This window comes from Loktanella sp. D2R18 (assembly GCF_003318235.1).
Taxonomy (GTDB): domain Bacteria; phylum Pseudomonadota; class Alphaproteobacteria; order Rhodobacterales; family Rhodobacteraceae; genus Yoonia.
Window position 1 is genome coordinate 1 of the sequence record NZ_QOCG01000004.1, and the last position, 21,955, is coordinate 21,955.

Below are 21,955 nucleotides of genomic sequence, written 5' to 3' on the forward strand. Positions count from 1 at the left end.
GCATAGGGTAAAGAGGGCTCATAGCCGACTTTCGCTGCACCTGCCTCCAGATCGGGACATAAAAAACACCGTCGATGTCTGCTAAGCGGACTCAGTTAGCTTTCGCTGCGGCTGCGCCGATGTCCGCTGTTCCGGCTTCAAGCACCTCCAGCCAATACCTGATGCCCGTCGCTCCATTCTCGCGGCGACTGCCCATACATTCGTTTGAACTCTCGGCTGAACTGCGATGGGCTGACATATCCAACGTCTATCGCTGCCTCGTTAACGGTCATCCCTCCGGCAATCTTCATCGCAGCGTTGTTGAGACGCATTGATTTCACGAACTGGATTGGGGCCATTGTTGTGACTTGCTTGAACTTGCGATGAAACGCGGCGCGACTCATGCCTGCGCGGGTCGCCATGTCATCAATCGAAATCGGCGCATCCAGATGGGACGATACATGCGCGATAGACCGCGCAATGGCATTGCCAGCACCAAATGCCTGCCGCACGAATATGCCCGCCTCACCTTTCAGGATCGCATAATACAGCTCGCGCACCCGTGCCGTCCCTAGGACAGCCATGTCCGTTGGACTGGCTCCAAGCTGTAGCAGCCTCAGGAGCGCATCGGTGAAGGTCGCATCCCACCCGGTCAACCTGATTCCCGGCTCGCGCAAACCGCCCTTGACCGAAGGTAGGTCACCTCCGGCAGTCTCCATCTCAAGCGCCAGCTCCGTCATCACCCACAAGTCCAGTGAGATGAATACGCCATAGAGAGGGCTCTCGGCGGATGCGGTGGGTGTCCCGGCCTTCACCGGCATGGACATCGGGCAACACAAGTATCGGCTATCGTCATAGACATATCGGTTACCGTCCAGAATGGCCTCCTTGGCCCCGCTCACAATGGCCACGATGCAGGGTTCATACACAGCCGGAACGCAAGGGATCGCCTGTGTCGCCCGGAACAAGCGCACGCCCTCGATGCCGGTTTCTGTCAGACCGTCATGATCAGTGCGGTCTGCTATAAGCTTTTTGATTTGTTCTTTGCTCATGTCGCCAACCTAAAGCACTAAAATCCGCTGCCGCAACCCAACTGATACAATCAGGCAAGTTATTGCGACGATACCGCCTGTTTGTGCGGATCGGTGAGAGCTATCTACAGTTTAAAGATGAAACACGATACGTGCGGCTGCTGTGCCGCCAGAAGGAGCAACAAATTGGCAGATACGACTTTCGGACCCCTTGGCTGGACGCCTGAACGTCTCGGTTCACTCGCGGGCAAAACATTTGTCATCACAGGCGGCAACGCCGGTGCCGGATTTCAAGCCTCGCGCATCTTCCTGTCGAAAGGGGCAAAGGTTGTGATGCTGAACCGCAGCGCAGAAAAATCGACCGCCGCTGTCGAAGAGCTGAAACAGGAGTTTGGCGCGAGTGCCAATGTGAGCTTTGTGCGCATGGATCTGTCCGATCTGGCAAGCGTCCGCACTGCTGCAGATGAGGTGCTGAAAACCGTGCCTCGGATCGACGGGTTGATCTGCAACGCGGCCATCGCTCAGGTACCGACGCAGAAGCTGACCGTTGACGGCTTCGAAAGCCAGCTCGGCACCAACCACTATGGACATTTCCTGCTGTGCGGAATGCTGTTCGATCGGATTGAGGAAAGCAAAGGCCGGATCGTCGTTGTCGCCAGCCTTGGCTACAACATGGGGATAAAGACCATCCAGTTTGATGACATGAACTGGGACAAGAACTATAGCGCCAACCCGGTCTATAGCCAGAGCAAGCTGGCGCAGATGATGTTTGCTTATGAGTTGCAGGATCGACTGAAAGGAACAGAAAAGGACGTTCAGGTTTACGTCTGCCACCCCGGCGCTTCTGCGACCTCGCTCATAAGCACAAGCGGCGGGTTGATGACTCGGTTGACGTGGTGGCTGATGAGCAAAACGCCGATGGTACAGACTGCCGAAAGAGGTGCTTACCCTGAGATCATGTGCGCAACCGAGGACGGGCTGGAACAGCGCGCGCTCTATGGTCCGACCGGACTGATGCAAACCGGGGGGCCGGTTGGCAAAGGTACGTTGAATCCCCACGCGTACGACAAGGCGGTCATGGAAAGGCTGTGGAATGTGTCTGAAGAGGCGACCGGGTTTAACTGGAATATTTGATCGACTGTCGGCGAGCAGTGTTCAGCCGCAACGCGCCGCAGCGGACATTCGAGCCACACGCAGCATCCGTCACTTTGGGCTCATAGCTGACTTTCGCCGCATGTGCATCTACTTGAGCACGTCTGGAAGCGTTACAGATGATCGCTCTGCGGGATTTAGTTACCTTTCTACTAGAGTGTGTGAACGGCTGGTTAACGCAAAATGCGCCGGACAAGCCGTGGGCTAATGCGGGTGAGGAGTGGCAGAAGCGCTGATTTGCCGATCCAGATTTCCGGCTTTCCTGCGCTGGCGCCTTTCAATATGGCCACGGCGGCATCATGGCTCGACATTTTCCTTTTACCTCGACCAGATGTCATGTCTGTATCAACTAGGGTCATGATTGCCTCACTCACTTCAATGTGCGGGGCTGATGTTTGGCATTGGTAGCGAAGTGATTGTGTAAACGATCTTAATCCGGCTTTTGTTGCGCAGTAGACAGGTGATGCCTCCTTCGGCGCGATCGCAAGGCCCGTTGTGATGTTGATGATGAGCGCGTTGCGGTGTGTGCGCAAAACGGGAAGAAGTTGCGCTGTCAAAGTGATCGGAGCCACAAAGTTCAAGGCGACCTCATTGAAAACAGGTTGAGCAATTGAAGCGTAGGGATCGGTGAAAAGGTCCATTTCGACCTGCATACCAGCGTTGTTGATGAGGATCGAAAGCCCGGGGTGATCAGAGGTTACACGCTGGGTGAATTGGGTCACCTCTTCGGGGTGGGTCAGGTCAAGCTGGTACGTCGACACTTGATCGCCAAATTCAGCATGGATTTTGTTGAGGTCCGATTGATTGCGACCAACCGCGATAACGTGGGCACCGTGTGTCACAAGTTGTGACGTAAGTTCATGCCCGATACCACGCGCACCGCCTGTCACGAGGGCTGTTTTCCCCTTAAAGTTAGTCTTTGTCATGGTCGGTTTGTCCATTGCTTGTTTGCCATTTGCGGCAATTTATGAGCTATTGCTCACGTTTAATACTCGCATTGGGATGGAAGATGACGGAAGCAATCAATACGCGGAAAAAACCTCGTCAAATACGCGCTCAGGCCACTGTTGCCGCCATTTTGGAAGCTTCCGCTCACATTTTGGTGGACGACGGACACGATGCGTTGAACACCAACAAAATAGCAGAGCGTGCGGGCGTGAGTATCGGATCGCTTTATCAGTATTTCCCCAATAAAGAGGCGGTTATGACGGAACTCATCCGTCAAAAACGATCACGGATGCTGACAGCGGTGGACATGGCCTTGGATGATACCCGGTCGGATGTTTTTGACACGGCTTTGGATGCGGTTCTGGCCTCGATTATCCAACTGCACCTTAACTGGCCAAGATTGGCGTTGGCCTTGGATCAAGCCGAGGCATTCCTTCCGCTAGATGACGAGACGATACAATTCAAAGTGGCGCTGAATGGTAAGATCAAAGAGGTATTGGGGCGACAGGGATCTAAGGTTTCCGAACAAACCATCCAAGATGTCGTCGCAATCGCCAAGGGGATGATCGAGCAAGCAAGTTTGGCAAGGGAAACGGATGAAGTTGACCTTAGAAGGCGGATCATGAGGGCCGTTATTGGGTATCTTGGCCGTTAGAGACCTTGAAATTGCGCAATCTACGCGACCTCTGCGATTATCAATACTACTCACGCGTACCAGTTTCCGCGAAGCGCCCATTCGACCTCCCCGCAGCATTAGTTGCTCTGGGCTCGTTGCTGCCGAACGTCTGCTTTCTCATGCGGCGAACCTATACTTCGCAAATGCGGCGAACGACCGCTTCCCGCCCTACTCGACACTCACCGCACAGCACGCCTAACGACTTCCATTAGCTACTATTGTCGCTTTGATATTTTCTATGGGGGACGATACTAGGCCGTTATCCGCCACTACGCACCCCACTGTATCGTAGGACCTGTTCAATCGTCGCTAGTCACCACAAACTTAACAAGTGCGTCTGCTAGTTGCTTCAAGGTATATCCCTCTTTATATACACCTCTTGTGTTACACCTGAGCGTGCATGCCCAACTATGCACTGAATAACTGGCTCAGGCACACTTGCTTGACTAAGTCGTGTTACAACCGTGTGTCTGAAACTGTGAAATACTAGGCCCCGTTCCTTGATCCCAAGCTTCGTTAAGAAACTCTCATTACACCAACGGCCTAAGTTGCGGCCATACCCACCATTCTGATTATAATTATAGTCAGGAAACAATCTCGTACTTGCTTTGCGTTTGTTTACGAAGTCGATGAACCCAAGGGTAATTAGGTCTCTGTGCAGTGGAACTTTACGTCTTCCAGATTCCGACTTTATGCTTGTATTTTCGTCACCTTCGTCTGTGATATTCAGGAACCAGATTGCCCCCTCTTGTTGCACATCTGCAGTGTCTAGCTGACATATCTCATTTAGGCGCGCCCCAGTGTATAGACCTAGGAGCATGCCCCACTTGTGACTTTCGTTGCGGACTAAACCGGAAGTATTCTTTACAAGTTCTGTATAGATGAGATTAACCTGTTCTTGTGTGAACGGCTTGCGTGCATCCCCACTCTTTTTTGCCTTAGCGACCTTCATACCAACAAACAGCTTTTCTTTGGCATGGCCGTGGCGCTCTGCCCAGTCGAAGAAACTGGTAAACATCTGAATGTGACTATTGACCGTCCTCGGTGATATCTTCTTGTGTCCTTCGACCTTTATAGCCTCCATCAACGGCAAGTCTTTGAGCGCAGGCTTCGTATTACGCGAAGAAGGCATCGCTTGAAGGACCTTCTTCAGAGCACTTGCGTCCCTCTTAGTAATATCAGTTAGCGGCTTCTCTTTGCCAAAATATTCTAGCATCACGTTGAGATAAGCTTGGTTCTGTTTGGTAGTCTTGGGAGCCCATTGGCGAGACTGCTCAGAAATGAAGTCGGCAACCCCATCGCCCAGCGACGTACTGCCCGTGGGAGCCATACTGGGCGGCGACGGCGGCGTTCCGGCCTGAGAGCCAAAGGAATAACACTCTGACCGCTCAGCGGCCTTTATGACGGCCTTGAGCGAGTCCTTCCTACCTTTCCTCAGCTCCCGTCGAAGGTCAGCCTCGTTCTCAACCCATGACGCCTCATCAAGACCTGCAAATTCTCTAAATTTTCCGATTAGAGGCCCATCAAGATACAAGTCAGACATTTCGTCATCACCTGTTAGCCCATCTTGGTGAATAGCCAGCTCCTCTTTCATCACCTCAATGTTGCGCGGAGGTAAGCCTTTAGAGTTCATGACTTCGCTTAGTCTCTGGTAAGACCTCGCAAAGTAGCCCTGAACATACTCGCGAATTTCATCTTGTCTAAGCCGCGCCAATACTCTGTGATCCTTTAACAATTGCCCACATACTGCTAGATATCTAGCCAAGTCGCCAGCCTTATTGGCGCATTTTGTCCGCAATGACATTCGCACGGTTCTGCGAGGCTCACCCTCAATATAGGGTAACGGCCAGCGGAAATAGTAAACGCCATGTCGGGATACGGTAAGGTAGGATGATAACATCATTGGGTGTGTCTCCCTTTGTGTCGCACTCGACAGCAAAAGCTTTAACCCATTGATTTAGAAGAATATGGAGGCGAGTACCGGAATCGAACCGGTGTACACGGATTTGCAATCCGCTGCATAACCACTCTACCAACTCGCCTACCTGAGGCGGTTCACTAAGGATCGCGGGTGGCGTCGTCAAGCGGATAACGGGATTTGTGTTGAAATCCTGCATTTTTGTAGTGCCGCCGTTCTTGCGACCTTGCCCGTTTCCTTTCAGCCTTTGCACCGATAGTCTGCAAGTCAGGCTTAGATTGATTTGGAATGATACATGTCGCGCTCGCTATTATTTGTTACAGGAACCCGCGCTGATTTTGGCAAGCTGGAACCGCTAGCGATTGCCGCGCGTGACGCTGGTTTCGCGGTATCGTTTTTTGTGACGGGCATGCACATGCTCGACCGCTACGGCCTAACCAAGGTCGAGGTCCACCGCACCCCCGGCGTGCAGGTGCATGAATTTTTGAACCAACGCGCGGGCGACCCCCAAGATATGATCTTGGCCAAAACGGTTATCGGCTTTTCGGATTTCGTCAAAGAACACGCGCCTGATCTGGTTGTGATCCATGGTGACCGGGTTGAGGCCTTGGCTTGCGCCTTGGTTTGCGCCACAAACTACGTGCGTTGCGCCCATATCGAAGGCGGCGAAGTATCTGGCACGATTGATGAAATATACCGCCACTGCAATAGCAAGCTGGCGAGCAGCCATTTTGTTTCGTCGGATGATGCGGCCCGCCGTGTGATGTCGCTCGGTGAGGCAGCCGTGGATATTCACGCCATCGGATCGCCAGAGTTGGATTTTCATGCCGGCCCCTCTGGTGTCACGATCGCCGACGTCAAAGCGCGCTATGGCTTGCCCTTTGATGATTTCGGAATCTGTGTGTTCCATCCGGTCACGTCCGAGGCCGCGACAATGGGTGCGCAGGCGGATGCGCTGTTTGGCGCGCTGGACGCATCTGGCAAGAATTTCGTCGTGATCGCCCCGAATAACGACCCCGGATCTGCTGCGATCTTTGCGGCGATTGATCGGCTTCCTGCGGATCGGTTTCGGGTTCTGCCTTCAATGCGCTTTGCGCATTTTTCGGAACTGATGAAAAATGCCAGCGCGATGGTGGGCAATTCGTCAGCGGGGGTGCGCGAGGCGCCATTTATCGGTATCCCCTCGCTTGATATCGGCACCCGTCAGACCAATCGTGCAAAATCGCCGTCGGTGTTTTTTGCCGATGCCTCCGAGACCGATAAGATCGCAGATTTTCTGACGACTGCCTGGGGCACATCCTACCCACGCCATGATGCATTTGGAGGTGGCAGTGCCGCTGATCGCTTTGCAGCGGTGCTAAACGATGACGCCTTTTGGACCAGCGACCTGCAAAAGACATTCCATGAGTAAGATGCAGCGCGGCGGGCTTTTGCGGGCCTATCTTGCGGCCAGCTATTTGCTTGCTCCGCTGAGCACGCGCGTTTTACGCAAACGTCTGGCGCGCGGCAAAGAACACCCCAGCCGTTGGGTTGAAAAGCAGGCGCGTGGCTTGGCGCCCCGCCCCGATGGGACCTTGATTTGGTTGCACGCTGTCGGCTTGGGCGAGGTCCTGTCTCTGCGCGGCTTGATTGCGCAGATGGCCGCGCAGGCACCAGAGGCGCATTTTTTGGTCACCTCTAGCACCCGCGCATCAACAGAGGTATTCGCTCGCAACATGCCGCCGCGCACAATCCATCAATTTTTGCCGCTGGACGCGCCCCGTTTCCGCCGCATGTTCTTGGATCATTTTCGACCCGATCTGTGCATTTGGGCTGAACAGGATATTTGGCCGGGCTTTGTCAGCGACATGCAAAGGCGGGACATTCCACAAGCAATAATTGCGGCCCGGATGGGCGAAGCATCTTTTCATGCGCACCGTAAAGCCAAGGGGCTTTACCGGGATTTGTATCGCGTTATGAGGCTGATCACAGCACAAGACGAGATCACCGCCACACATTTACGTAGCCTTGGCGCTAAGGTTCGCGTGACCGGTTCGCTCAAACCCAGCGCCCCTGCCCTGATCTGCGATGCAGGCGAGCTTCAAACATTGCGCGCGACACTTGCCGGACGGTTGATTTGGGCCGTCGCCCCGTCTCACCCCGCCGACGAAGGCATTGCAATGGCGGCGCATGAAGTCGTGCGCAAAACGGACCCAAATGCGCTGCTGATCGTCGCGCCACGTTTTCCGGACCGACGCGATACCTTCCCCGCGCATATCCCGCGAAAATCATTAAAACAATCGCCCGGCCAAGATGATGCAATCTGGCTTTGCGATACCTTTGGTGATCTCGGCCTTATCTACCGTCTAGCTGCGTCAGTCATGGTCGGCGGCACAAATGACGCAACCCAAGGACACAGCCCGTGGGAAGCACTGATACTGCATACGGCGGTTTGTCATGGACCGCAGGTCGCCAATTTCGCATCCGATTACGCGCAACTTGCTGAGGCAAGAGCCGCAACAAAGGTTGCAAATGCCGCGCAGCTGGCCGATTTTGTTCTGAGCAACGAATTGGCTGCGCAAACACAGCGTGCCGATACCTGCGTGCAAGCCGCAAATGTGCAGATCGCGCAGTTGGCCATTGATTTGCTGAACCTGCAAGGGGCGTCTCATGTCTGAATTCCCGCCACCCAAACTACGCATTGCGCTCATCCTATACGGGGTGCTTTGGTGGCTGCTTTTGCCATTCGCATTGCTGTACCTGCGCAGGCGCGGCACCAAAGACCCCGACTATGCGCGCCATATCAGTGAACGGTTCGGTCGCTATCAACAGGGCGTCAAACATCCGGTCTGGGTGCATGCCGTATCATTGGGCGAAATGCGGTCAGCGACCCCGTTGATCCGGGCGTTGCTTGCGCGTGGCGAAGTGGTTTTGACGACCCATTTCACCCCCGCCGGGCGGCGCGAAGCCTTGCGGGAATTCGGCCCTGAGATCGCATCGGGTCAGGTGCAAACCGTCTGGGTCCCGTTCGAGCTTGGCTTTGCTTACCGCCGTTTCATCCGCCATTTTACCCCCAAGTATGGGCTCGTGATGGAGATCGAAATATGGCCTCGTATGATCATGGCCTGCCGCAATCACAGCGTACCGCTATTCATGTGCAATGCGCAATATCCACAAAAAAGCTTTGATAAAGACACCAAAGGGCTTGGGTTGCGCGCCGCGCTGTTGGCAGGGTTTGCCGGCGGGTTTGTAAAATCCGATGATCAGCGATCCCGCTTTGCTGCAGCGGGCATGACCAACATTCACATCACCGGTGAATTGCGGTTTGATCAACCTATCCCGCAAGCGCACCTTAACACGGGGAATGCCGCGCGTGCGGCACTGGCCAAAGGGCGGCCCAGCTTTACGCTGACATCGGTGGTTGAAGGCGAAGATGCGATTTACATCGACATGATCCAGCAGACCCCCGGTGTGTTTTTCACATATGTCCCGCGCGCGCCCGAACGGTTTGATGAAGTCGCGCGGATGCTGGACGATGCGGGAATCCGCTTTGCGCGCCGATCAGACATATTGGATGCCGATCTGAACCTGAAAGCTGACACCTCTGATATTGACGTGCTTTTGGGCGATAGCATGGGCGAGATGTATTTTTATCTTTCTCTTGCCGATCGTGCTATCGTCGGCGGTGGTTTTGTGACCAAGGGCGCGCATAATATCATTGAACCGCTCGCGTTGAAAAAGCCTGTCATCGTCGGCCCGCATATCTGGACCATTGCCTATCCCGCGCAAGAGGCGATTGCCGCAGGTGTCTGCGATAACGTTCAGACAGCCGACGATTTGCTCAAAGCCGTGCAGCACCCTGCCCCCGTCAGCGACGCGCAAATAACCCGATTCTATGATGATCACGCAGGTGGCGTCGACCGCACGATTGCCGCAATCGACCGCGCGCTTTAGCTACCAATGTCTTTGGGGCCGACTGCCGTGGCCTTGATGATCGCGAAAATCTGCATCCCCACAGCCAGTTCCATGCGTCCTGCACTGCGTTTGGTGACCCGCGCCAACAGTTGATCATCGCCCGCACGCAGCCCCACGGCCATCCCCGGCCCCCGGCCGGACACAATATCGGTTATGGTCACAGGCAAGACATTTAACGCACTGATCCCCTTGGGTGCTTCACGCGATAAGATCACGTCTTGGGCAGGTATGCGCAGGCGCAGCGCCTGTCCCAATGCGCCCAAATGACCCGGCATCAGCAACCGCCCGCCCGAAAACTGCAGTTCGGTTAAATCATCATCCAACAGCCGTCCGGCCACGCGCGTCTCTATCACCGCGCCCGCAGCGCGGGTCCCCAAAAGCGGCACCAAATCAGGGCGCGAAAGCACCTGTCCGACAGGCCCTGTGACGGCCACGCGCCCTGCCTCAAGCAGCACAACCGTTGTCGCCAAACGCGCGACCTCTGACACGTCGTGACTGACGTAGATGATCGGCACGCGAGTCTCATCACGCAACCGTGCAATATAGGGTAAAATTTCTGCCTTGCGCGGCGCGTCAAGTGCCGCAAGCGGCTCATCCATCAGTAAGATTTGCGGATCACACATCAACGCGCGCCCAAGTGCGACCCGCTGACGTTCCCCACCGGACAACCCCGCAGGGCGACGGTCAAGCAAGTCGCCAAGACCCAACATATCAATGATACGCTTTGCGTCGTAATCACCGCCATAGCTCAGATTGCGCTGCACAGACATATGCGGAAACAAGCGCGCGTCTTGGAACACGTATCCGACGCGCCGCTTGGCCACCGGGATGTTGATCCGCGTAGCATGATCAAAAAGCACCTGACCATGCACTGCAATGCGCCCCGCGTCCGGACGCGCCAGCCCTACAATAGCGTTCACCAATGTCGTCTTACCCGACCCCGATTTGCCAAATATCGCGGTCACGCCATCAGGGGCTTCGAACGTCGCATCGAGATCGAAATCCCCCATCCGCTTTTGCACTGCAATCTCTAGCATCAGCGCCCCACCTTTCGGGCCATCCTCTGTGCCAGCCATTCTGACAGCAGCAAAGCGCCCATCGCCAAAACGATCGACACAGTCACCAAGCCAACCACCGCAGGACCACTATTGGGCACCTGCAATAGACCGTAAATCGCCGATGGGATGGTTTGTGTTTGACCGGGGATCGCAGCGACAAACGTGATGGTCGCACCGAATTCGCCCAGCGCTTTGGCAAAACCAAGCACCACGCCAGCAAGAATGCTCGGAAGCGCAAGCGGCAGCGTCACTGTGCCAAAGACCCGCCAGCGCGACGCGCCCAAGGTTGCCGCGGCGTCTTCTAATCCCGGATCAATGGCTTCAAGCCCCAACCGGATCGCCCGTACCATCAGCGGAAACGCCATAATCGCCGCGGCCAGCGCAGCCCCCGTCCACCGAAATGCAAGGCTGAGGCCCAAGACCTGTTCTAGCACCCGACCAACAGGCCCTTGGGAACCAAAGAGCACAAGCAAGAGATACCCGGTCACAACAGGCGGCATGACCAACGGCAGATGCACCGCAACGTTCAACAATTGCCTCCCGAAAAACTGTTTACGCGCCAAAAGATAGGCAACCCCAATGGCAAAGGGCAATGCACAAATCACGGCGACCAGGGCAACGCGCAGCGACAAGAAAATCGCCGCCCATTCTTGTGGTCCCAAAGCCCCCATTAGTGGGTCACCGGGGGCAGAAAACCAGCTTCGGCAAAGACCGATTGACCATGCGCACCCACCAGCGCATCCAAGAACGCAACAGCATCATCATTCGCCCGCGCAGTAAGTGCACCTGAATAACGGATCGGTGCATGGCTGCCATCTGGGAAAGTCGCGATAATCCATGCTCTATCTGACACACGCGCATCGGTGGCATAGACAATGCCGAGACGCGCCTGCCCCCGGTCAACCAAAGCCAGGGCGGCACGTACGTTGTCGACTTCGGCCAAGCGATCCGCGAAAGCGTCCCAAAGTCCTAAGTGGATCAGCGCTTCCTTGGCGTAAATGCCCGCTGGCACCGCGCTTGTGAGGCCTGTTGCGATACGCCCTTGTCCCAAGAAATCGGAGATCGCCGCCTCAGTCAGCGGAATCTCATCCCCCTTTGCCGCAGTAACCATCACCAGCGTATTGCTCGCAAAATCGACAACTGTTTCAGCCCGCACGAAATCGCCATCGCGCAGGTAATTCATCCAATCTATATGCGCGAGCAGGATCACATCAGCGGGTGCGCCTTGGGCCACATGGCGTGCAAGCGTGCCGCTGGCCGCATAAGACACGACTACATCGGGAAACTCGACCGCGATACGATCCACGGGTTCTTTGAGACTGGCCGAGGCAAAAACCACGACCTGCGCTGACGCCGCCGTCGAAAGCAAAATCCAAATCAGAAAAACCCGTATCATCATACGCCTAGTTATCAACGCGTTCGCAAGGCGGCGCAAGCGTCAGACCCAATGACGCGCGCGTTGTGTCAGGTTTTGGACCCCACTGCGCGTGTCTTCGCTAATCGGACCACCGCGCGGAGCGTCGCGCAAGGTCGTAATCCAATGAGGCTCTGGAAGGCGCATCTTTTGCGGGGTCTCCCATCTTAGCGCGCGCAAAACATCCTGGCCGGCCTTGGGCAAGTCATCCGGAATCTCTGCACCTTGCAACGTCGCCCAAACACCAGTCCACAAACGACCAACCGACCACGGATTATACCCGCCTCCGCCCAACACCAGATAGCGCGGAGAAAGACCGCGCAATGCGGCGACAATCGCCCAATGCGCATTATTCGACAGCGATAGACGCGATTGCGGATCTTCGGTGACGGCGTCAGCACCACATTGCAACACAACTGCGTCTGGGCGAAAATCCGCAACCAACGGCAGGATCAGCGTATCCCGGATCAGCGCCATATCACCATCATGCAACCCTGCTGACACAGGCAGGTTATAGACTTGCCCGACACCGCAATCCGTCAGCGCCCCAGTGCGTGGCCATCGGTTCACCTCGTGCACGGAAATCAACAATGTGTCGGGATCATCGGCGAAGGCATGTTCAACCCCGTCCGCATGATGCGCATCAATATCGACATAGGCGATGCGCTGCGCACCTGCGCGCCGCAGAGATTGGATCGCCAGCACCGGATCATTGAGATAGCAAAACCCATTCGCGCGGTCGGGCATTCCGTGATGGGTGCCGCCTGCCGGGGAATAGATGACGCCACCCCTTGCCAAAAGCTCACCCGCCAGCAGCGACGCACCCGCACCGGTCGCGGGGCGGCGGTACATCTCTGCGAAAATCGGGTTAGACGGGGTGCCAAGCCCGTGCATTTTCCGCACCCCCTCCGACGCTGCTTGGGCGGCTTCAGCTGCCTGTAGTGCAGCAATATAGCGGGGCGTATGAAATCCGGTCAACGCCGCAGGTTTGGCGCGTGGGCTGGTGATATACTGCGCGCTTGGCAACCAGCCGAGCGCACGTGCCAAATCCATAACGGTTGAAACACGCGGCACCCGCAGCGGATGCCAAGGCCCATAACTTGAATGCCGATATATCTCGGATCCAATAAAGCGCGGGAAAGCGCTTGCTTGTGCATCTGCAGCATGGGTATCGTCGGCCATACACAAGGGGGTATCCCCATTTTTAGACCGGAACCATGACAAAAATCGCATTTCAGCAGCTGCCTATTCGCCTGCACGCAGGGAACAAAACTGACGTACGGGTCCAATTCGCAGCGCTTTGCTGGCGCATGCGTAAAGGCAAAGTCGAAATTTGCATTGTGACAACCCGCACGACGGGCCGTTGGATTTTGCCCAGAGGCTGGCCCATGCACAAACATACCCCGGCACAATCTGCGGCTACCGAAGCCTATGAAGAAGCCGGAATCAGGGGCGATGCGATTGATCGCTGTCTTGGCGCCTATAGCTATGTCAAGCCGCTCAAATCTGGCGACGCCCCGATCATCGTTATGGTCTATCCCGTGCGCGTGCGCAAAGAGCTACGCAAATGGCCAGAACACGGCCAGCGCAAACGCAAATGGCTGAGCCCGAAAAAAGCAGCGAAGAAACTGCAAGAGCCGGAGCTCAAGCAAATCGTCGCGACCTTCAAGCCAAAGGCGCTCCTACACTAACCGCTACTTGCAAGCGGCTGGAATTTGCCTATTTACAGCGCATGATCCGTTTTCATCTCAAATGTGACCAAGGCCATGCTTTTGAAAGCTGGTTTCAGTCCGGCGAGGCCTTTGACAAGCTAAGCCGCACGGGGCTGATCACCTGCGAAACATGTGGATCAACTGCAGTGAGAAAATCAATCATGGCCCCTGCCGTCAGCACGTCAGCCGACATTGCAGCCCCCAAACCTGCTGAAAACCCGATCGAAAAACTGCGCGACGAGGTCGAGAGCAAATCTGACTATGTGGGTGACACATTCGTCAAAGAAGCCCGCGACATGCATGATGGCGTCACACCAGAACGCCCGATTTACGGCGAGGCAAAACTGGATGAGGCCAAGAAATTGATCGATGATGGCATTCCAGTGATGCCTTTGCCGTTTATTCCGCGCAAAAAGGCCAATTAACGCAGGTCATTCATGCCCTTTGCGCATTGCCCTTGGCCGCGCGCGCCTTTAAGACACCTGCGGAATTGCTACAGGGGTGTGACACCCTAAGGGATACGACCATGCCAACGTTAGTTATGAAATTTGGCGGCACATCAGTTGCCAATCTAGACCGGATCGCGCGCGCGGCCAAACGCGTCGCCGTCGAGGTTGCCAACGGTTACGACGTTATCGTCATCGTTTCGGCGATGTCAGGCAAGACCAATGAATTGGTCGGCTGGGTGAATGAAACGTCACCACTGTATGACGCGCGCGAATATGACGCGATCGTTTCGTCCGGTGAAAACGTCACCGCCGGGTTGATGGCCTTGCGCTTGCAAGAAATGGAAATCCCTGCGCGCAGTTGGCAAGGCTGGCAGGTTCCTGTCAAAACCACCTCTGCACATTCGAACGCGCGTATCGAAGAAATCCCTACCGACAATATCAATGCCAAGTTTGGTGAAGGTATGAAAGTGGCCGTTGTGGCAGGTTTCCAAGGGGTCAGCCCCGAAGGCCGGATTGCCACATTGGGACGCGGCGGGTCGGATACAACGGCTGTTGCTTTTGCTGCCGCATTTGGCGCGGAACGCTGTGATATTTATACTGATGTTGACGGCGTCTATACCACTGACCCGCGCATCACCGATAAGGCCCGCAAGCTCGACAAAATTTCGTTTGAAGAAATGCTGGAATTGGCATCGCTTGGCGCAAAGGTTTTGCAAACCCGCTCGGTAGAATTAGCGATGCGCTACAAGGTGCGCCTGCGCGTGCTATCATCTTTTGAAGAACCATCAGACGCGGCTGGAACGCTTGTCTGCGATGAGGAAGAAATCATGGAATCCAATGTTGTGGCCGGTGTGGCCTATTCGCGTGACGAAGCAAAAATGACCCTAATCTCTGTCGCGGACCGCCCCGGCATTGCCGCCGCGATCTTTGGACCATTGTCCGAGGCCGGTGTGAATGTCGATATGATCGTGCAAAACATCTCTGAGGAAGGGCGTACTGATATGACCTTCTCTTGCCCGGTGGATCAGGTCGCGCGCGCTGAAAAGGCGATGCAGGACGCCAAAGATAACGGTGACATCAACTACCACGATCTGGTCGCGGACGAAGGTGTCGCAAAAGTCTCTGTGGTTGGAATCGGGATGCGGAGCCATACAGGTGTTGCAGCTAAAATGTTTGCCGTATTATCCGCCGAAAGTGTAAACATTAAGGTCATTACAACCTCAGAGATAAAAATTTCCGTGCTGGTTGACCGAAAATACATGGAACTTGCCGTGCAAGCCTTGCATGATGCATTCGAATTGGAAAAGGCAGGCTGATCAATTTTGATCGGTCCGTCATTTTGGGGGACCAATGCCAGAACGGATTGAAACTGAAAGCCGCAAACTGCTTGGCCGCCTGCGCGAAGCCTTAGCGGAAGATAGCGAAGGCCAAGAGCGGCTTGATGAGGTCGTAGACCTGATCGCCACCTCGATGATGACCGAGGTGTGTTCGATTTATCTATTCCGCGATGCCGAAACCCTAGAGCTTTGCGCGACCAAAGGTTTGCAAGCAGAAGCCGTCCACCAAACACGGATGCGCTTGGGCGAAGGTCTGGTCGGGCGCACCGCCAAAAGCCGTAACGTCATCAATACCGCGGATGCCCCTGCCGCCAAAGGGTTCCGCTATATGCCGGAAACCGGTGAAGAACGGTATTCGTCATTTTGTGGTGTGCCCATCCAACGTCTCGGTGACGCGATGGGCGTGCTTGTCGTGCAGTCAAAAGCCGCACGCGAATTCACCGCTGACGAAGTTTACGCCCTAGAAATTGTCGCCATGGTGCTGGCGGAAATGACCGAGCTAGGTGCATTTGTCGGCGAGGGTGCAGCCCTGTCTGCCCGGCACCAACAGCATGTGCTACTGCGCGGGTCCGTTGCCCAAGAAGGTGCGAGCGAGGGGCTTGTATTCCTGCACGAACCACGCGTGGTTGTGACCAACCCAATCTCAGACGACCCGGACGTCGAACTCGCGCGTCTGCGCGATGGCGTCGAAAACCTGCGTATTTCCGTCGACACTATGCTTTCGGGTGCCCGCTCCAACGACGCCGATCAGGTTGAGGTTCTTGAGGCTTACCGCATGTTCGCGAATTCCACGAGCTGGATGCGCCGGATGGAAGCGGATGTGAACAACGGCCTATCGGCAGAAGCCGCCGTTGAAAAAGAACAATCGCTCGCCCGGACCCGCATGAACCAATCGGGCGATCCATATTTGCGCGAACGGCTGCATGATTTGGATGATCTATCCAACCGATTGCTTCGCATCCTCACCGGCCAGGGTGCCGCCGCACGCGCCGATATGCCCGAAAACCCGATCCTTGTGGCCCGTAATATTGGGCCCGGCGAATTGCTGGAATACGGCAAAGTTCTTAAAGGGATCGTGCTAGAAGAAGGCTCTGTCGGGAGCCACGCCGCAATTGTCGCCCGCGCATGGGCGATCCCGCTGGTGATAAACGCCAAAGGCGTCACCTCTGAGGCGCTGAATGGCGACCCGATCCTTGTAGACGGCGACCAAGGGATCGCGCATTTGCGCCCTGATGAAACCGTGCACAGCGCATTTCGCGATAAGCTTGCGATGCAAACCCGCGCACAAGAACGCTACGCGTCTATCCGCGACCTGCCCGCGATCACAAAATGCGGCACCACTATATCGCTACAAATGAACGCCGGTTTGATCGCCGACCTGCCCTCGCTCGAAGGATCAGGTGCCGAAGGCGTGGGGCTGTTCCGCACCGAATTGCAATTCTTGGTGCGCAATAAAATGCCGCGCCGCGCCGAATTATCCGCGCTTTATTCACGGGTTGTAAAATCGGCTAATGGCAAACGGGTCGCATTCCGGACGCTTGATATCGGGTCGGACAAAGTCCTGCCCTATATGAAGCCCAACGATGAACCCAACCCGGCGATGGGGTGGCGCGCGATCCGAGTTGGGTTGGATAAACCCGGCGTGCTGCGGATGCAGTTACAGGCGCTGATACGCGCGGCTGATGGTGGGCCATTGTCCGTCATGTACCCATTTATCGCCCAACACGACGAATTCCGCACTGCAAAGTCTGAGATGGACAAAGCGATGGCGCGCGAAAAGAAGCTCGGGCATAAATTGCCATCGAGCCTAGAAGTGGGCGCAATGTTGGAAACCCCATCGCTCGCCTATGCGCCCAACGCGTTTTTCCAAGAGGTCGATTTCATCTCGATTGGTGGCAACGACCTAAAACAGTTTTTCTTTGCGGCTGACCGAGAAAATGAACGCGTGCGCAAACGCTATGACACGCTCAATGTAAGTTTTCTGGCCTTCTTGCGCCAAGTGATTGAACGTTGCGACGCCTCAGGCACGCCCGTGTCATTTTGTGGCGAAGACGCAGGCCGCCCGGTCGAGGCATTATGTTTTGCAGCACTTGGCCTGCGCAGTTTGTCGATGCGCCCAGCCTCTGTTGGGCCCGTCAAACATTTATTGCGCCGTGTCGATCTTAACGAGGTGCGCGCAATTATGGACGAATCCATCGCACGCGGTGATCAATCCGTGCGCCGGGCCGTGGCCGATTGGCTGGTCTATCAGGTCTGATCTGCGAGCGCTGCGTGAAACGCCTCTGTCACCTCTGCCTCACCGTGATCACGCGCAAGTTTACGCAGCCCAAAATGCACATGGGCAAGCGCCACGTAATAGTCAACGAACGCATAGTTCGTCCCTGCTCCGGCTGCGGCCCCTAAGATTGGCACGGTTTGTGTGGCCAGTTTCTGCGTCATCACAGCCGCAAACTTTGGCGCGACTTTGCTGATAAGCCCATGCACTGCCGCCCCTGACAGCCCCAAACGCGCACCGATAAATGCGGTATCAACGCCGTCATCTTCGGCCCCCGGACCACCGGCCCCAAAGACCGCCAGGCAAGCCATGCGGGTTTCAACCGAATGCGGGTCTTCGCCATAGTCTTCGGCGACATGTAAAACGGCGCGAAAAATAACGGTCGTCGCAATGGGTAATTCGACCAATGCCGTCGGCAGCCCACCGACCCCGCCCAGCGCGCCAGAAACCGTGCCCAATGCCTTGTGGGCGCGATCAGATCCGATGGATTTTCCTAGCCCACCGCGTGACTTCGCGGCCAGATCAAAGCTGCGCTCAAGCGCCTTGCGCGCGATGTCATCTACTTGGCCACGCACAGGTTTTGGCAGCAATTTCAAGCCGTCTTCGACCTGCCCACCGACAAAGGTGATCGCGGTCATCAAGACGCCGCGCGCCCGTTTTTGCTTGCGTGCCAAGGCCTGCACTTCGGCGCTAGCCGCCGCATCCAACGGAAGCAACGGTTCGGCGGGCAAAGGCGCAAGCAATGGGTCGTCAGATGTGGTCATAGACCTAAGATGGGGGTTCGGGGGGCTATTTACAATCCGAGGCCTTGGTGACAGCGCCCGCGATACCCTCCCAATCCCCAAGGCCAAGCACCCGATCTGGGTTCGTGGGTGGCGGCATTTCAACGCCCGTCAGCTTTTCAAATCCAAAGCGCCCGTAGTAAGGCGCATCGCCGACAAGCATCATGCGCTCCCAGCCATGTTGCTTAGCCAGCGCAAGACACTCACGCATCAGTAGCGCAGCAACCCCTTCACCTTGGCGGGTTGGGTGTACCGCAATCGGCCCCAGAAGCACTGCCATTTGCCCGCCAACACAAACAGGCCAGTTCCGCACGGCCCCAGCTAAAATCCCATCAACATCGCGCGCCGTGATACAAAGTTGCGCAATCGGCGACACCCCGTCACGCAATCGATACGACGATAAGGCCGACCGCCCCGGTGCAAAGCACAGATCGTAAAGGGCTTCGACCTCCCACCAGTCGTGGGCCGTTTCCTCGGCCATTGTTAGTGCGGCTTGTTGCATCGTTCTTTCGTCTGGCCAAGTTGGTCCGCGCAAGTTACCCCTAAGCAAACCTAAGGAAAAGGTAACACGATGTTTTATACCCCAGAAAATGGGCACGGCCTGCCACACAACCCGTTTAACGCTGTTGTCTCACCGCGCCCGATAGGCTGGATTTCAACGCGGGGTGCAAATGGGCAGGATAATCTCGCGCCCTATTCGTTTTTCAATGCTGTCGCCTATGAGCCGCCTCAGGTAATGTTTGCATCTACCAGCACCAAAGCTGACCGTGGCGATACAAAGGATTCGGTTGCGCATATCCGTGAAACTGGTGTGTTTGCAGTGAATATCGTTGATTATGCTTCCAAAGACCTGATGAATCAAACATCTGGCGCATGGGAAAAAGAGACCGATGAGTTTGAGCTCGCACAGATCGCCAAGGCAGAATGCAAAACCATTGCCTGCGCCCGTGTCGCGACAGCACCTGCGACATTGGAATGCAAGCTAACCCAAATCGTGCAGCTGCCCGGCGCGACCAATTTCGCGGTCTTTGGCGAGGTCACAGGCGTGCATCTGCGCGACGATTGCCTTGTCGACGGCAAATTTGATGTGACGCGGTTTGGGATGCTCGCACGGATGGGCTACCAAGATTACGCGGTGGTGCGTGATGTCTTTTCGATCAAACGCCCCGGCTAAGCCCCAATTAGAAAATACCTGCCGATCCCGTAGATATACAGCGCCGTAAACAGCATGTTGATGTATTTTAACTGCGGCTCCCGACGCAACCATGCGCAATACATCCAGATCAGGCAAAACGGTAAGCTGAACAGCATCGCCCCCAGATGATAGCCTTGCACAACGCAAACCGTACTGGCAACGCCCAGCACGAATGCGACCCATTTCAATTGCTGCTCATAGGCGGCAAATGTCATCAATGTCATTTAGATTTTTCTCGGTGGTGTCCGCCGTGGACCCGGCGTGTGACTTCGCATTTCTATCGCAAAAGCACTGCGCGCGCAAACAATAGGTTGCAACGACCGCGCCCGACAAAACCGGGCCCGGTCGTCATATCTAGTGACCGCCAAGAATGCCGGTTTTGACGCTGTAGTTCACAGCCAATGCATAGTCAGGATCATCGTCGCTATCGACAATCAAATGCCCCGCTTTACGCAGCAGTTTATGGCAGTCATGGCTAATATGGCGCAGTTGGATACGTTTGCCAGCAGCCTCGTATTTGCCCGCGATGGCTTCGATGGCTTGCAGCGCCGATTGATCGACCACACGGCTGTCCGCAAAATCGATGATGACCAGCGATGGGTCATTTTCAATGTCGAACAATTCGGTAAACCCATCAGATGATCCAAAGAACAGTGGCCCTTGAACTTGGTACACTTTGGCACCCTCAGGGGTTTCATGGGTCTTGGCATGAATGCGGCTGGCGTTGTTCCATGCATAGGCTAAAGCGGAAACAATCACACCAACAACCACCGCCGTAGCAAGATCAGTGGCCACTGTCACAACAGTCACAAGGATGGTCACAAAGGCATCCGTGCGTGGCACCTTGCGCAGGATCGTGAGCGAGTTCCAAGCAAAGGTCCCGATCACAACCATGAACATCACGCCCACCAGTGCGGCCAACGGAATTTGTTCGATCAAGCCACTTGCGAACAGGATAAACGCCAGCAAAAACAGCGCCGCCGCGATGCCCGCAACGCGGGTCCGCCCGCCGGATTTTACGTTGATCATGGATTGCCCGATCATCGCACAACCACCCATCCCGCCGAAGAAGCCTGTGACCGTGTTTGCTGCGCCTTGCGCGATACATTCCTGGCTCGCGCCACCGCGATTTCCCGTCATTTCCCCCACAAGGTTCAATGTCAGCAGGCTTTCGATCAAACCAATGGCTGCAAGGATCACCGCATATGGCCCAATAATTTCAAGTGTTTCCCAAGTCAGCGGCACCATCGGGATGTGGAATGGTGGCAAGCCACCTTCGATGCTGGCCAAATCGCCAACAACCGGCACATCAAGCCCTAAACCAATCACGATTGCCGCAACAATCCCAATCCCGGCCAAGGGCGCTGGGATCGCGTTGGTCAGGCGCGGAATGAAATAGATGATCGCCATCGTCAGCGCCACCAGCGCCAGCATCAACGCCATTGGGCCACCCGATAGCCATTCGCCGCCGCCGACGCCGTGACCCGATGCTTCAGCGGTACCGGGCACTTTGAACTGACCAAGTTGCGCCAAGAAAATGACAATCGCCAGCCCGTTTACAAAGCCCAGCATAACCGGATGCGGCACCAGCCGGATGAATTTCCCCCAACGCATGATGCCGACAAAAATCTGGATCAGCCCCATTAAAACAACCGTCGCAAAAAGATATTCAACGCCGTGCAACGCAACAAGGCTGACCATCACAACGGCCAATGCGCCCGTCGCCCCGGAAATCATCCCCGGACGCCCGCCAAAAATCGCTGTGATCAAGCCGACGATAAATGCCGCATAAAGCCCCACCAATGGCTGCACCCCAGCGACAAAGGCGAATGCCACCGCTTCGGGCACCAACGCCAGCGCAACCGTGAGGCCAGACAACACATCTATGCGCAGTTGCTTCGGGGTCAATGGTGCGTTTGGGTCGCTGATCGAAAGACTATCTGCGAAACTCGCTAGAAGAGCGCGGGGCATGTCGATTCCTGTCAAGATTGGGATGTTGTGCCTGCCCTAACCGACCTGCGTGCAATTGTCACCCCTCGGGGCGCAAGTGCCTTTTATTGGTGCGGTACGGGCTT

The 21,955-nt window shown here is 55.7% G+C and carries 21 protein-coding genes and 1 tRNA gene; 10 read left to right on the plus strand and 12 right to left on the minus strand.

The window, feature by feature from the left end; translation table 11 throughout:
* Nucleotides 1-137: 137 nt before the first annotated feature.
* The gene (locus tag DS901_RS00925; protein ID WP_113775061.1) at nucleotides 138-1,031 is read right to left on the minus strand and encodes an AraC family transcriptional regulator; all 894 of its coding nucleotides are present in this window, start codon (nucleotides 1,029-1,031) and stop codon (nucleotides 138-140) included.
* 165 nt (nucleotides 1,032-1,196) lie between these two features.
* Here DS901_RS00925 and DS901_RS00930 point away from each other — a divergent pair, with 165 nt between their 5' ends.
* Nucleotides 1,197-2,144 (plus strand): SDR family oxidoreductase, encoded by a 948-nt coding sequence (locus DS901_RS00930; RefSeq protein WP_113775062.1) that lies wholly within the window; start codon nucleotides 1,197-1,199, stop codon nucleotides 2,142-2,144.
* A 191-nt stretch (nucleotides 2,145-2,335) separates the two neighbouring features.
* Here the strand turns inward: DS901_RS00930 and DS901_RS00935 are convergent, their stop codons facing one another.
* Nucleotides 2,336-3,088, minus strand: a complete 753-nt coding sequence (locus tag DS901_RS00935; RefSeq protein WP_181820700.1) for an SDR family oxidoreductase — start codon at nucleotides 3,086-3,088, stop codon at nucleotides 2,336-2,338.
* An 83-nt stretch (nucleotides 3,089-3,171) separates the two neighbouring features.
* Between DS901_RS00935 and DS901_RS00940 the strand changes: the two genes are divergently transcribed.
* Nucleotides 3,172-3,765: a TetR/AcrR family transcriptional regulator gene (locus DS901_RS00940; protein WP_258546630.1), complete on the plus strand. Its 594-nt coding sequence runs from the start codon at nucleotides 3,172-3,174 to the stop codon at nucleotides 3,763-3,765.
* 370 nt (nucleotides 3,766-4,135) lie between these two features.
* On the opposite strand, the gene DS901_RS00945 is transcribed toward DS901_RS00940, so the two are convergent.
* Together DS901_RS00945 and DS901_RS00950 are read right to left on the minus strand one after the other, a co-directional pair.
* Nucleotides 4,136-5,551, minus strand: coding sequence for a site-specific integrase (locus tag DS901_RS00945; RefSeq protein ID WP_258546615.1), 1,416 nt, complete (start codon nucleotides 5,549-5,551; stop codon nucleotides 4,136-4,138).
* Nucleotides 5,552-5,754: 203 nt separating this feature from the next.
* A tRNA-Cys gene (locus DS901_RS00950) sits at nucleotides 5,755-5,828 on the minus strand.
* A gap of 171 nt (nucleotides 5,829-5,999) precedes the next feature.
* On the opposite strand from DS901_RS00950, the gene neuC reads away from it, so the two are divergent.
* Genes neuC through DS901_RS00965 form a run of 3 tightly spaced genes read left to right on the plus strand, consistent with a single transcriptional unit; the run spans nucleotide 6,000 to nucleotide 9,637 of the window.
* The gene (gene neuC / locus DS901_RS00955; protein ID WP_113775065.1) at nucleotides 6,000-7,115 is read left to right on the plus strand and encodes a UDP-N-acetylglucosamine 2-epimerase; all 1,116 of its coding nucleotides are present in this window, start codon (nucleotides 6,000-6,002) and stop codon (nucleotides 7,113-7,115) included.
* Nucleotides 7,108-8,361 carry a 3-deoxy-D-manno-octulosonic acid transferase gene (locus tag DS901_RS00960; protein WP_113775066.1) on the plus strand — a complete coding sequence of 418 codons (1,254 nt, stop codon included), beginning with the start codon at nucleotides 7,108-7,110 and terminating at the stop codon, nucleotides 8,359-8,361. Before neuC ends, DS901_RS00960 begins: the two co-directional genes overlap by 8 nt.
* Nucleotides 8,354-9,637 (plus strand): 3-deoxy-D-manno-octulosonic acid transferase, encoded by a 1,284-nt coding sequence (locus tag DS901_RS00965; protein ID WP_113775067.1) that lies wholly within the window; start codon nucleotides 8,354-8,356, stop codon nucleotides 9,635-9,637. Before DS901_RS00960 ends, DS901_RS00965 begins: the two co-directional genes overlap by 8 nt.
* Here the strand turns inward: DS901_RS00965 and modC are convergent.
* From modC to DS901_RS00985, 4 genes are read right to left on the minus strand one after another with little or no spacing between them, the layout of a single operon-like run.
* A complete protein-coding gene (gene modC / locus DS901_RS00970; RefSeq protein ID WP_113775319.1) occupies nucleotides 9,634-10,695 on the minus strand; it encodes a molybdenum ABC transporter ATP-binding protein in 1,062 nt (353 codons plus the stop codon). The genes DS901_RS00965 and modC overlap by 4 nt on opposite strands.
* Nucleotides 10,695-11,387, minus strand: a complete 693-nt coding sequence (modB, locus tag DS901_RS00975) for a molybdate ABC transporter permease subunit (protein WP_113775068.1) — start codon at nucleotides 11,385-11,387, stop codon at nucleotides 10,695-10,697. The genes modC and modB overlap by 1 nt, the downstream gene beginning before the upstream one ends.
* Nucleotides 11,387-12,115 carry a molybdate ABC transporter substrate-binding protein gene (gene modA / locus DS901_RS00980; RefSeq protein WP_113775069.1) on the minus strand — a complete coding sequence of 243 codons (729 nt, stop codon included), beginning with the start codon at nucleotides 12,113-12,115 and terminating at the stop codon, nucleotides 11,387-11,389. The genes modB and modA overlap by 1 nt, the downstream gene beginning before the upstream one ends.
* 39 nt (nucleotides 12,116-12,154) lie before the next feature.
* Nucleotides 12,155-13,312: an acetoin utilization protein AcuC gene (locus DS901_RS00985; protein ID WP_113775070.1), complete on the minus strand. Its 1,158-nt coding sequence runs from the start codon at nucleotides 13,310-13,312 to the stop codon at nucleotides 12,155-12,157.
* Between the two features lie 35 nt (nucleotides 13,313-13,347).
* On the opposite strand from DS901_RS00985, the gene DS901_RS00990 reads away from it, so the two are divergent.
* The 4 genes from DS901_RS00990 (at nucleotide 13,348) to ptsP (ending at nucleotide 17,885) form a co-directional block, all read left to right on the plus strand.
* Nucleotides 13,348-13,821 carry an NUDIX hydrolase gene (locus DS901_RS00990; protein ID WP_113775071.1) on the plus strand — a complete coding sequence of 158 codons (474 nt, stop codon included), beginning with the start codon at nucleotides 13,348-13,350 and terminating at the stop codon, nucleotides 13,819-13,821.
* Nucleotides 13,822-13,862: 41 nt separating this feature from the next.
* The gene (locus DS901_RS00995) at nucleotides 13,863-14,267 is read left to right on the plus strand and encodes a DUF1178 family protein (protein ID WP_113775072.1); all 405 of its coding nucleotides are present in this window, start codon (nucleotides 13,863-13,865) and stop codon (nucleotides 14,265-14,267) included.
* Between the two features lie 101 nt (nucleotides 14,268-14,368).
* Entirely contained in the window at nucleotides 14,369-15,607 is a 1,239-nt protein-coding gene (locus tag DS901_RS01000; protein WP_113775073.1) for an aspartate kinase, read from the plus strand.
* Nucleotides 15,608-15,641: 34 nt separating this feature from the next.
* The gene (ptsP, locus tag DS901_RS01005; protein ID WP_113775074.1) at nucleotides 15,642-17,885 is read left to right on the plus strand and encodes a phosphoenolpyruvate--protein phosphotransferase; all 2,244 of its coding nucleotides are present in this window, start codon (nucleotides 15,642-15,644) and stop codon (nucleotides 17,883-17,885) included.
* Here the strand turns inward: ptsP and DS901_RS01010 are convergent.
* Together DS901_RS01010 and DS901_RS01015 are read right to left on the minus strand one after the other, a co-directional pair.
* On the minus strand, nucleotides 17,876-18,667 hold the full coding sequence (locus DS901_RS01010) for an EcsC family protein (protein WP_113775075.1): 792 nt from the start codon (nucleotides 18,665-18,667) through the stop codon (nucleotides 17,876-17,878). The genes ptsP and DS901_RS01010 overlap by 10 nt on opposite strands.
* Nucleotides 18,668-18,692: 25 nt before the next feature.
* Entirely contained in the window at nucleotides 18,693-19,187 is a 495-nt protein-coding gene (locus tag DS901_RS01015; protein WP_113775076.1) for a GNAT family N-acetyltransferase, read from the minus strand.
* Nucleotides 19,188-19,256: 69 nt separating this feature from the next.
* On the opposite strand from DS901_RS01015, the gene DS901_RS01020 reads away from it, so the two are divergent.
* Entirely contained in the window at nucleotides 19,257-19,859 is a 603-nt protein-coding gene (locus tag DS901_RS01020) for a flavin reductase family protein (protein ID WP_113775077.1), read from the plus strand.
* Here DS901_RS01020 and DS901_RS01025 read toward each other — a convergent pair.
* Together DS901_RS01025 and DS901_RS01030 are read right to left on the minus strand one after the other, a co-directional pair.
* The gene (locus tag DS901_RS01025) at nucleotides 19,856-20,104 is read right to left on the minus strand and encodes a peptidase (protein WP_181820702.1); all 249 of its coding nucleotides are present in this window, start codon (nucleotides 20,102-20,104) and stop codon (nucleotides 19,856-19,858) included. The genes DS901_RS01020 and DS901_RS01025 overlap by 4 nt on opposite strands.
* Nucleotides 20,105-20,234: 130 nt before the next feature.
* Complete coding sequence (locus tag DS901_RS01030) at nucleotides 20,235-21,851, minus strand: SulP family inorganic anion transporter (protein ID WP_113775078.1); 1,617 nt, start codon at nucleotides 21,849-21,851, stop codon at nucleotides 20,235-20,237.
* Nucleotides 21,852-21,955 lie beyond the last annotated feature (104 nt).

Bases quoted from the DNA above. Each gene is read 5' to 3' on its own strand.
- DS901_RS01015 (WP_113775076.1), bottom strand. From the start codon at position 19,187: ATGCAACAAGCCGCACTAACAATGGCCGAGGAAACGGCCCACGACTGG.
- DS901_RS01030 (WP_113775078.1), bottom strand. From the start codon at position 21,851: ATGCCCCGCGCTCTTCTAGCGAGTTTCGCAGATAGTCTTTCGATCAGC.
- ptsP (WP_113775074.1), top strand. From the start codon at position 15,642: ATGCCAGAACGGATTGAAACTGAAAGCCGCAAACTGCTTGGCCGCCTG.
- DS901_RS01025 (WP_181820702.1), bottom strand. From the start codon at position 20,104: ATGACATTGATGACATTTGCCGCCTATGAGCAGCAATTGAAATGGGTC.
- modA (WP_113775069.1), bottom strand. From the start codon at position 12,115: ATGATGATACGGGTTTTTCTGATTTGGATTTTGCTTTCGACGGCGGCG.
- modB (WP_113775068.1), bottom strand. From the start codon at position 11,387: ATGGGGGCTTTGGGACCACAAGAATGGGCGGCGATTTTCTTGTCGCTG.
- modC (WP_113775319.1), bottom strand. From the start codon at position 10,695: ATGCTAGAGATTGCAGTGCAAAAGCGGATGGGGGATTTCGATCTCGAT.
- DS901_RS00960 (WP_113775066.1), top strand. From the start codon at position 7,108: ATGAGTAAGATGCAGCGCGGCGGGCTTTTGCGGGCCTATCTTGCGGCC.
- DS901_RS00985 (WP_113775070.1), bottom strand. From the start codon at position 13,312: ATGGCCGACGATACCCATGCTGCAGATGCACAAGCAAGCGCTTTCCCG.
- DS901_RS00965 (WP_113775067.1), top strand. From the start codon at position 8,354: ATGTCTGAATTCCCGCCACCCAAACTACGCATTGCGCTCATCCTATAC.
- DS901_RS00990 (WP_113775071.1), top strand. From the start codon at position 13,348: ATGACAAAAATCGCATTTCAGCAGCTGCCTATTCGCCTGCACGCAGGG.
- DS901_RS01020 (WP_113775077.1), top strand. From the start codon at position 19,257: ATGTTTTATACCCCAGAAAATGGGCACGGCCTGCCACACAACCCGTTT.
- DS901_RS01010 (WP_113775075.1), bottom strand. From the start codon at position 18,667: ATGACCACATCTGACGACCCATTGCTTGCGCCTTTGCCCGCCGAACCG.
- DS901_RS00935 (WP_181820700.1), bottom strand. From the start codon at position 3,088: ATGACAAAGACTAACTTTAAGGGGAAAACAGCCCTCGTGACAGGCGGT.
- neuC (WP_113775065.1), top strand. From the start codon at position 6,000: ATGTCGCGCTCGCTATTATTTGTTACAGGAACCCGCGCTGATTTTGGC.
- DS901_RS00925 (WP_113775061.1), bottom strand. From the start codon at position 1,031: ATGAGCAAAGAACAAATCAAAAAGCTTATAGCAGACCGCACTGATCAT.
- DS901_RS00940 (WP_258546630.1), top strand. From the start codon at position 3,172: ATGACGGAAGCAATCAATACGCGGAAAAAACCTCGTCAAATACGCGCT.
- DS901_RS01000 (WP_113775073.1), top strand. From the start codon at position 14,369: ATGCCAACGTTAGTTATGAAATTTGGCGGCACATCAGTTGCCAATCTA.
- DS901_RS00995 (WP_113775072.1), top strand. From the start codon at position 13,863: ATGATCCGTTTTCATCTCAAATGTGACCAAGGCCATGCTTTTGAAAGC.